The organism is Thiocapsa sp. (assembly GCF_022340925.1).
Lineage (GTDB): Bacteria > Pseudomonadota > Gammaproteobacteria > Chromatiales > Chromatiaceae > Thiocapsa.
The window spans coordinates 1-8831 of the sequence record NZ_JAJDNA010000038.1; the positions used below are offsets into that span (position 1 = coordinate 1).

Genomic DNA, 8831 nt, shown 5'->3' on the forward strand with positions numbered 1-8831 from the left:
GTGATCCGGCCGATCAGCCGGCCGTTGTGGTCCACCACCGGGACCACCGAGAGCTCGTGGCGCTCGGCCAGCCTCGCGACCGCCTCCTGGTCGGTGTCCGGGCCGACCGCGATGAAGTCCGTGCTCATGATGTCGCCGACCCGCGCCTCCTTGGGCGAGAGCAGCAGATCGCGCAGCCGCAGGTAGCCGACCGGGCGGTGCGCGGCATCGACCACGTTCACCGCGTAGAGGGTCTCGATGGCGCGGGCATTGGCGCGGATCTCGTGCGTCACCTGCCCGACCGTCCAGTCCGGGGGCACGGCGACGAACTTGCGGCTCATGATGCTGCCGGCGGAATCCTCCTCGTAGGTGCGCAGCGTCTCGACCGCCGCGCGCTCGCGCAGGCGCGGCAGCACCTGCCGGACCACCTCCTCGGGCAGGTCCTCGAGCGCGTCGGCGGCCTCCTCGGGCTCGAGTCCGTCCAGCACCTCGGCGAGGCGGTGCAGGGTCACGTCCTCGAGCAGGGCGTTGCGGAATGACGGGTTCAGCTCCGCGACCACCTTGCTCTGGAGCGGGTCGAGCCAGTTGATCAGAACCCGCGCACGCTTCAGCGGCAGATGGACGAACAGCGCCAGCAGGTGCGCGGGGGGCCAGCGGCGCAGCGCCGCGGTGACGGCCTTGCGGTCGCCGTCCTTGATGAGGCGCGAAAAGGCCTCGACGACGGTGCCGTTGTGCTCGTCCAGGTCATCGCCGATGCCGGCCTCCCCGACCGGGCGCCAGACCAGCCTGACCTGATTTGTCTGATCGTTCATGGCTTGACTCCGTTGTCGAGCGCCCTGGTTCCCGCGAGCGGGGCGGGTGCGACCACCCCGCATCCGCCCGGAAGCTGCCCCCGGATTGCGCCGGCGCTGCATCCGGGCAACGGGGGAGCGGCGTGTCCGGGCTGCGGGGCCGGGGCGGTCGCGTCAACCGGCATCATCGGCCTGGTCGTCATCACCGTCCAGGCCGCCCTCCTCGATCAGGCCGGTCATCGTGCCGTACAGACGCTCGATCAGCTCCTAGGAGCCTGTCTGACTTGAGGCGGATCGGCTTATGCGCTGAAGCATTCAGCGCTTCCCGTTCGGGGCTGGATGCCCCGCGATTTTCCGCCGCCCAAGCGGCCGCAAAAGAAGGAAAGCGGAAACCGCGTTTTCGCGTTCCGTGCTGGTTCTCGTCCAGGATGGCGGATCAATCAGCGTCTCAAGGAGCGGCGCCGCGGCGGGCAAGGCGGTCAGTTGATCCCGCCCATGATCTCGTCGTCCGCGATCGCGTTGTACTTGTCGATGAGCTCGGGTGCCAGGGTCTCTTCCTGGCCCATCGGCTCGAGGGACTCCATGCGACTCGCCCCGGACTCGGAATAGATCTCCATCGCGTCCGATCCGCTCCCGTCGATGACGAACGGGGCCGTCTCCAGATCAGTCACGTCATTGAGGGTCATGGGGTCGGTGGTGGTGATGCGCATGGTCGCTCGCGGGCGCACCCGACCCATTCCAGCCGGAGACGAAAAGGCCAGATGCATTGCCGGTGTCAGATCACCCGCAGGAAGCCATTCGGGCTCCATGTCGCATTCAGGCCGTAGAGATCGCAGCTGTCTCGATCGATAGCGAAACGATCGCCATAGTTGGCCAGAATATATTCGATCGCCCGCAGCGGTCCGGAGTCATACCTTCGGTAAGCCTCGCCGAGATAGGCAACGATCCCATCCTCCACGACGTACATGTCCCCGGGCGTCAGCAAGGTCCGAAAGCTCTCGAAGACGGTGACGCAGAGCTGGAAGGTGTGATCGGCGTCTTCTACCACCAGCCATGGCTTCGGGAGCTGATCGACGATGTCATAGATCCGGCCCAGATGCTCGGCCGACAGCTGGATAAAACGAATCTCGGGCGAGCGCTTGGCAAGGGGTGCCATTCGGTCGAGGATGTCGATGCACAACAGATTGGGCACGAGACCTTCCGCGGCCATCCTGTCGGCAAAGAAGAGTGCGCTGCCGCCTGAGTGAGAGCCGATTTCAATGACGCTTCCGGGCCTGAGATCGCTGATGAGCTTGCCGTAGATGGCCTGGCAGAAAGGCGACTTGAAAAAGGGGACGCGGCGATAAAAACTGCGGTTCATCACGCCGTTCTGGATCGCGGTCAGCTGCGCCTCGCTGAAGATGACCCCTGGCAGACCGATGCTGCTTGGCCTCGTCGTGTCTGTGAATCGACGCATGAGATCGGATGACTCGATGGCCCCGTCATTCATGAAACGGTAGCTCGGGCAGCGATAGTCCCGGCCGGTAATGGCGGCATATTCGTTTCGCCACAACACGTGCTTTTCCTCTGAGCCCCGATTGGTTGCGGTGCCGCCATGCACCTGATGGAAGGTGCCTTCTCCCAGGAGCATCACGACCTGATCCAGCGGGTCGCTCACAAGCCGGTCCCAGATCTCGAGATTGGCGAAACCGCCACCCTCGCTTGCGAACCGCTCGTCGAACCCACCCAGCCGGAGCAGGTTTCGCTTGGTCGTGAAAAAGAGGTTGGACTCGCTGATGCGGCTGTACCACCCCCTGCTGGAGCTGCCTGCGAGGCTGGAAATCTCGAACAGCCGATAGCCTTCTGCCGGAAAGCCGATCTGCTCGAGGAGCTTGTCTTCTAGCTCTGGCCCGTATCCGTGCTTGACCGACTCCATCTGCACATCGGGACCGAGGTGGAACCCGTAGGTGCCCACGACCGTCTGGCTCTCAGGTGTAATGATCTCTGCGGCGCTCGCAATGATGCCCGGGGACAGGATGCGCGCCGCATCGATCATTACACCGACGATCGATCCCCTGGCTTGTTGAATGGCGCCGTTGAGCCCGGCGACTGGTGAACGGCCCGGCGACTTGCGGATCAGAGCGCCGGACAGGTTCGGGCAGATCTGCTTGAGCTGATCGATGTTCGGTCGGTTGGGGGAGCCGTTATCGACCAATAGGACATCATAGTGAAGACTCTCTGTTGCGTTCTGATAACTGCGCGAAAGGCTCATAAGGGTGCGCGGCAGCTCCCGCTCCATTGCATAGGCGGCGATGATCACCGTGATCGCGGGATCGTCGGTGCCGGGGCGCGGGCCGAGATCAATGAAATCGAAGGAATCAGATCGGGTCTGGGTCATGGGCGCATCGAAAGCTGCAGAGATTGGTTACGATTGATTCTTGTCGCATCGCGGCAGGTGATCGCCATACCTCGGCTGGTTCCCGGCGTGCCCTCCCTGGCACAGGGGCCCGGCAGTCCCCCGGAACATGTCCGGGGCAGGCTCTGCCGGGGCGACGAGGCAGTCTGGTCTATCACGCTGGCTGAGGTTCGACGCTCATCACCTCACGGGATGGCTACAGCACAAGACTCGATGGAGTGATGGATCCCTCACGGTTGAGCACGGCCGGAGGCGGCGGTGCGTCCGCTTCGATCCTTTGGCGCACGATCGGGTTGTACCGCTGCGAGAGTACCCTGTTGGTGCGGTCCAACCGTCGGATGGCGGCCAAGCCGGTTGGCGCTGTATCGAGCAGGGCAATGTCCAGATCCGGTCGGTAGTCCCGCAGGATGTCTATCAGTTTCCAAACATCCCCGGTCCAAACTCGGGTCGTTCGCTTGCGCGCCGCCTGCTCAACCGCACAGGGAAAGATGTCGTCGATCAGAATCAACGCGTCGGGGCGACTGCGTTTCTCCAGATTGATGAAATCCCTGAGGGCAAATTCGAAGAGGTGCATCCCGTCGATGAACGCCATGTCAAAGTCATCGACCTCATCCGGGCGCTCGCCCTCGTCGACCTCGCGGAAATAGCGATCGCTGGAGCAGACGTGAAGGCTGGCGCTCGCCGGAAGCTCCACGGTCAACTCGGGCATGGGGTCGATGCCGACGGCGCGACCGGGTGCGAGCGTCAAGGACAGGCCGTGTCGGACCCCGATTTCCACGTATCGCCGAGTTTGCCGCATCTGGTGCAACCGTTGCAGCACATCCCGATAGTTCTCCGCTCCCCTGGTGGCATTGGCATCGGGGTCGCTCCACAGAGGCCCCTCCTCGACACTGATCTGAAGCCGTTGGCTGATGTCCGGATTGTCTGAGAAGGGAGGACTGCTCCGAGGCGGAGGCAGGGGAGGAAACCATTCCTGTGTGGCGGATCGGGCCAGATTCACTCGCCTCGAGACATCCTTGGCGAAGACGCCCACCAGGTCGTTCCAGGGGCCTTTGTCGTCCTTGAATAAACTGACAAGGCGGAGTCCCGTGCGTTTGGCGAAGACCCTGTAGGAATCCTCGTAGAATCTGTAGCAGTCCAGGGGGTAAGCGTGGTAGGGACCCGCTGAAGGTGCGATCAGAAAGATGTGGCCGCCCACGGCAGTGACCCTGGCCATCTCGCTGAAGGTGTAAACCGGGTCTTCGCAATGCTCCAGCATCTGGCCCGACAGGGTGAGATCCACGCATTCTGAGGCGAGATTGATCGTGCCGTCTGCGCGGACGGCCACGTCCGGATCGAGCGAGGGGTCCAGGTCAGCGGTGAAGTAATTTGCCGGGCATGCGAATACCGACCTGTAATTGCCGTTGAAGTCGCCACCGCCGACGTCGAGGATGTTCAGTGGATGCGTTTCCGGGGGTTCCAGAAACCGATCCACGCAGAGGCGCATGTTGGTCAGTGAGCTGTCGTGCACGGCGCTGCCCGCCCGGTTGGTCGCATGTCTGGGGAAGCATAGCCTAGTAGCCCATCGGTCTTAAGGCCGATCTACTGCGCCGGCGGGGGAGCGGCCCATGTCCGCCCGATCTCTCGTTACACAGACCCATTATAGGCCTCAAGATCGGTGCAATCTGTCCTCGCTCGTCCACTCCCTCGCTTCGATCCCCCTAAGTCCGACAGGCCCCTAGGCGTCCGGATCATTCATTGCCGCTCGAACCGTCCCGGATCCTGAGCAACGGCTCCAACAGCCCGACCGGGCTTTTTGGCGCTCTGCTCGCCCCGGCGCGTCGCCAGCCGCGCGGCGCTGGCCGAGGCGGGCCACCCCTGGCGGCGCGCCGTCCGGGTGACCTCCCTGACCCGGATCTCCGGCCGGAGCCCGGTCCTGGGCGAGGCCCGGTAGTCGGGGGGAATCGACCAACTGTACTTTTTATAGGGGAATCTCTGTTTGCCGTGGCTGAGGTCCGGTGGGAGCGCATCCATGACGAGATTAGCTCGATGGGCGGCAGGCGCGCTGCTGAGCGTGGTGGCCGGATTCGCCGTGTGGGTCAGCTTCATTCTGGTGGAGATTTCCGCCGGGATCGAGGGTAACGATGCCCGCCTCGCTGCCCTGGAAACGCGGCAAGCCGCTCAGGAGGAGCGGGATGTCGTCGCGGAGACCCCCCCCCGAGAGGCCACCGACACCGCCGCGATTGCGCAGTTGGTTGCGTCCCTTGGCGGGCGGGTGGACGACCTCGAGCGACTGCTGGAGCAAGTGAACGATCGAGTCAGCATGCAAGCCGTTGTGCCGGGGGCTCCCGTCAACCCGTACGCGGATTTGGCCGCAGCGGCCTCTCCGACGGAGATCGACCTCTCAACCGACCTCGAGGCGGCGTTCTCCAACGAGTCAGCGAGCACGGAGTGGGGTGAAGCCGCGCGGGCCTCCATCAACGAAGCGTTCTTCTCGGAATACACGAACAGGCCTTTCTACCTGGAGTATGGCGGACAGGTGGTCACTGAGTGCCGGGGAACGGTCTGCAAGATCGACTGGCTCCTCTCGCCATCCGTCGTGCATCTCGGCGAACAAGAGAAGGCGGATCTTCTCGAGCAAGGTAAGTTCGAGCTGCTCGCTCTTGCCACGACCGTCAGCGACGGCGGAAAGATCATGACGACCCCGTCCCTGTCTGGGAAAAGGCCACACATCTCTGTGTTGATCGAAAAACGAAAAGGAGGTGATGCAAACCTGGAGCTGCTGGGAGACATCCCTGGTCCGCAGCTCGATCTCCCGGTCAAAGGCGTTACCGATTGAGGCAATGCCCTTGGATTAACGGCCGGCCGCGTACACGCGGAGCGCCAGACATCGATCGTGACGGAATGCAGTCAGCCCCCAGGCAACGTGTGCGTCGGCCATTGATCTGGAGTGCAAGAAGGTGAACAAGATCACAAACGTTGTGCTAGGGGCGGTTGCTTGTTGCACCGCCATGGTCAGCACACCCGCCGCTCAGGCCGACGTCAACGTGCCTGCGCTCGAGTGTGTGGCGCCATTCCTTAACCAGGCGTTCCCGATGCGCTGGCATGAGCATTACCTGTTGAACCCTCTGGGGAACCAGGCGACCTGGGTGGTGTGTCCGCTCTCATTCGAGCACACCGCGCTGCCGCAGCGATTCGCGGTTGCGGTTTTCGGCGTCAAGCAGCCGGGCACGACGCAGTTCCATCGTTGCGTCGTGAACTTCATCGACCTCTTCAATGAAGACATCCCGGGTGTGTCTGACAACCCAGCCCAGAACTTGATCGCCTCGGGCTTGATGGCGAACCCGAACCAGCCAGGGCAGCGATGGGTATCAGTCATCAACGCGACCATCCCAGGGGTGACGAATGCGATCGGCGGCGGTTGCGGTCCTGCCTGCTGGACGATCTCGGTAAACTGCTTGCTGCCACCGGGTTTCGCGGTGCAGATGATCAGCCTGATCGGAACGCAGTGATCATTCCTTGACAGCCTCGGGACTGGACGGTCCCACGGAAGCGATCGACCAGCCCGACCGGCTTGATCTCGCGGGTGTCGGTAGACCGGTCCTGATGCGACACGCATCTCCCGTGCGTATCCAATCAAAGATTCTTTGAGGCGTGTCGATGGCGCGTCCGACGGGGAGACGCTATCGTTGCAACCCGTATTTGCGCACAGCTCCGGTGGCGCGCGTTCATGAAGGCTAATCAGCGGTGCCGAGCTTGAGAGCGTTGGCCATCCTGGCCACCTACAACGAGCAAAGATTCATCCGTGCCTGTCTTGAGAATCTGATTCGACAGGGGCTCGATGTCTATCTCATCGACAACGAATCGACGGATCAGACCCGAGCCATCGCGCAGGACTATGTCGGTCGCGGCTTGATCGGGATCGAATCCTTGGCGCGCAACGGCGTCTATCGTTGGGAGACGATTCTCCGTCGCAAGGTCGAGATCGCCCAGGCGTCTGACCATGACTGGTGCATGCACGTCGATGCCGACGAGATTCGCCTGCCACCCCCACCCTTCCGCACGCTCCGCGAAGCGATCAGGCACATTGATTCGGCGGGCTACAACGCGGCCAACTTCATTGAGCTCTGCTTCGTGCCGACACGGGAAGAGCCGGATCACGACCATCCGGGCTTTCAGGAGACCATGCGCTGGTACTACCCCTTTCGTCCGGCTCCGCACCATCGCCTGACACTTTGGAAACGCCAGGATGCTGCACCGGACCTGGCGGCGTCCGGCGGCCATCGCATCGCGTTCCCGCAGATGCGCATCTCGCCAACGGACTTCCCGATGCGCCATTACCTCTTTCTCAGCATTGAGCACGCCAAAGAGAAATGGGTGGATCGGTCCTACGCGCCGGAAGAGCTTCAGCGCGGCTGGCACCGCGCGCGAGCGGGGCTTCGTGCTTCGGATATCGGACTTCAGAGCCGTGACGAGCTGAGGCTCTATCGCTCGGACGGTGAGTTGGACTGCTCGAACCCGTTGCAATCGCATCCCGTTTTCGCCCGTCCCGTGCCTCGCGGTCCGCGAACCTGACCACAGGCGGCTCTTGATCCGCAGGCGATTCCGGATCGGCGGCACGCCATGTGGGTAAGAGCAGGGATCAGACAGGGCAACGAGGACCCTCACGGCCCGATATCTTCAGGGTGGCTCGGCTGCCCACGTCCCTGGAACCGCTGATCAATCCGGTGCTGACCGCGGCACACGGAGGCACAGCGATCTTCAGTCGCCTCGCCGAGTGCAGCCGAAGGAGCGGCGAAACCGCGCGTTGCTGTTGGGTGCTGATGTCTGGCCAGGATGGCCAGTCGATCAGCGGGCTAGGCGCCGCGGCGGCACCGATTGACAAGCAGCGTCGTCATCGGGGCGACGACAGTCTGGTCGAACCCGTCCGTTGCAGCGGCGACTGCTTGCGAGCAGCCGGGTCTCAGTCGGTCGTGGGTCTCGATGAAGATGGCGCCGACTTCGTCGATCCAGCCGCTCGAATGCTCGAACAGCTCTTTCTCTGCCCCCTCGATGTCGATCTTCAGCAGGTCGATGCGCTCGAGACCAAACCGCGCCTTCAATGTCTCGACGCACATTGCGGCTACCGCCCGAGAGGGCCCGGTATGTCTGGGGCCGAGGCCAAACGCGTGGACAGAGGAAGCCCAGTGGCCCTCTGGCCGCGTATAAAGCATCAGCTCCGCATCTTCGAACCAGAGTGCAGCCTGAATGGGACGTATCCGGCGACAGGATGCCACGTTCCTTTTCAGGAGCCGAAAGTTGGCCGGGTCCGGCTCGACCGCGATGATCTCTGCCTGTGGATATCGGTTCGTCAAGTAGATCGCGGACAACCCCGTGTAGGCACCCGCATCGAGGATGACTCGGGGCTCGAACGGCAAGGGCGCGCCGTAGTCCTCCTGAAGAAAGACGCTGAACCAGACGAGTGGGTCGGTCGTATTGAGGCGAAGAAAATGCCGCCGTCCGCGATACTCCAAAGAGACCCGACTGCGATCGCCCCATCGCTCGCGCCAAAGCAGGCGCCGCGCTCGGGTCGGACCGAACACGGAGATGATCTTCTCGAGCTGTCGTGGCGTTCGCCGGGCCGATCCGCGCATCTATACCGCCCAGTCCCGGGCAGGACCGGAGCCGTGCGTCCCGCTTGTCGGATC

8 protein-coding genes are annotated in these 8831 nt (G+C 63.1%); 3 read left to right on the plus strand and 5 right to left on the minus strand.

Annotated elements, in window-relative coordinates; translation table 11 throughout:
* The 4 genes from LJE61_RS04825 to LJE61_RS04840 all read right to left on the minus strand — a co-directional run.
* The coding region (locus LJE61_RS04825) for a magnesium transporter (RefSeq protein WP_296917640.1) at positions 1–791 on the minus strand (791 nt) is incomplete at its 3' end.
* Positions 792–1249: 458 nt separating this feature from the next.
* A complete protein-coding gene (locus LJE61_RS04830; protein WP_296917642.1) occupies positions 1250–1480 on the minus strand; it encodes a hypothetical protein in 231 nt (76 codons plus the stop codon).
* A 65-nt stretch (positions 1481–1545) separates the two neighbouring features.
* Complete coding sequence (locus LJE61_RS04835) at positions 1546–3147, minus strand: CmcI family methyltransferase (protein ID WP_296917644.1); 1602 nt, start codon at positions 3145–3147, stop codon at positions 1546–1548.
* A 214-nt stretch (positions 3148–3361) separates the two neighbouring features.
* Positions 3362–4675, minus strand: coding sequence for a class I SAM-dependent methyltransferase (locus LJE61_RS04840; protein WP_296917646.1), 1314 nt, complete (start codon positions 4673–4675; stop codon positions 3362–3364).
* A 501-nt stretch (positions 4676–5176) separates the two neighbouring features.
* Here LJE61_RS04840 and LJE61_RS04845 point away from each other — a divergent pair.
* The 3 genes from LJE61_RS04845 to LJE61_RS04855 all read left to right on the plus strand — a co-directional run bounded on the left by LJE61_RS04845 (position 5177) and on the right by LJE61_RS04855 (position 7719).
* Complete coding sequence (locus LJE61_RS04845; RefSeq protein ID WP_296917648.1) at positions 5177–5983, plus strand: hypothetical protein; 807 nt, start codon at positions 5177–5179, stop codon at positions 5981–5983.
* A 121-nt stretch (positions 5984–6104) separates the two neighbouring features.
* Positions 6105–6656, plus strand: a complete 552-nt coding sequence (locus LJE61_RS04850; RefSeq protein WP_296917650.1) for a hypothetical protein — start codon at positions 6105–6107, stop codon at positions 6654–6656.
* A gap of 235 nt (positions 6657–6891) precedes the next feature.
* Complete coding sequence (locus tag LJE61_RS04855) at positions 6892–7719, plus strand: glycosyltransferase (RefSeq protein WP_296917652.1); 828 nt, start codon at positions 6892–6894, stop codon at positions 7717–7719.
* Between the two features lie 281 nt (positions 7720–8000).
* Here LJE61_RS04855 and LJE61_RS04860 read toward each other — a convergent pair whose 3' ends face one another.
* Positions 8001–8726, minus strand: a complete 726-nt coding sequence (locus LJE61_RS04860; protein ID WP_296917654.1) for an FkbM family methyltransferase — start codon at positions 8724–8726, stop codon at positions 8001–8003.
* Positions 8727–8831: the final 105 nt, after the last annotated feature.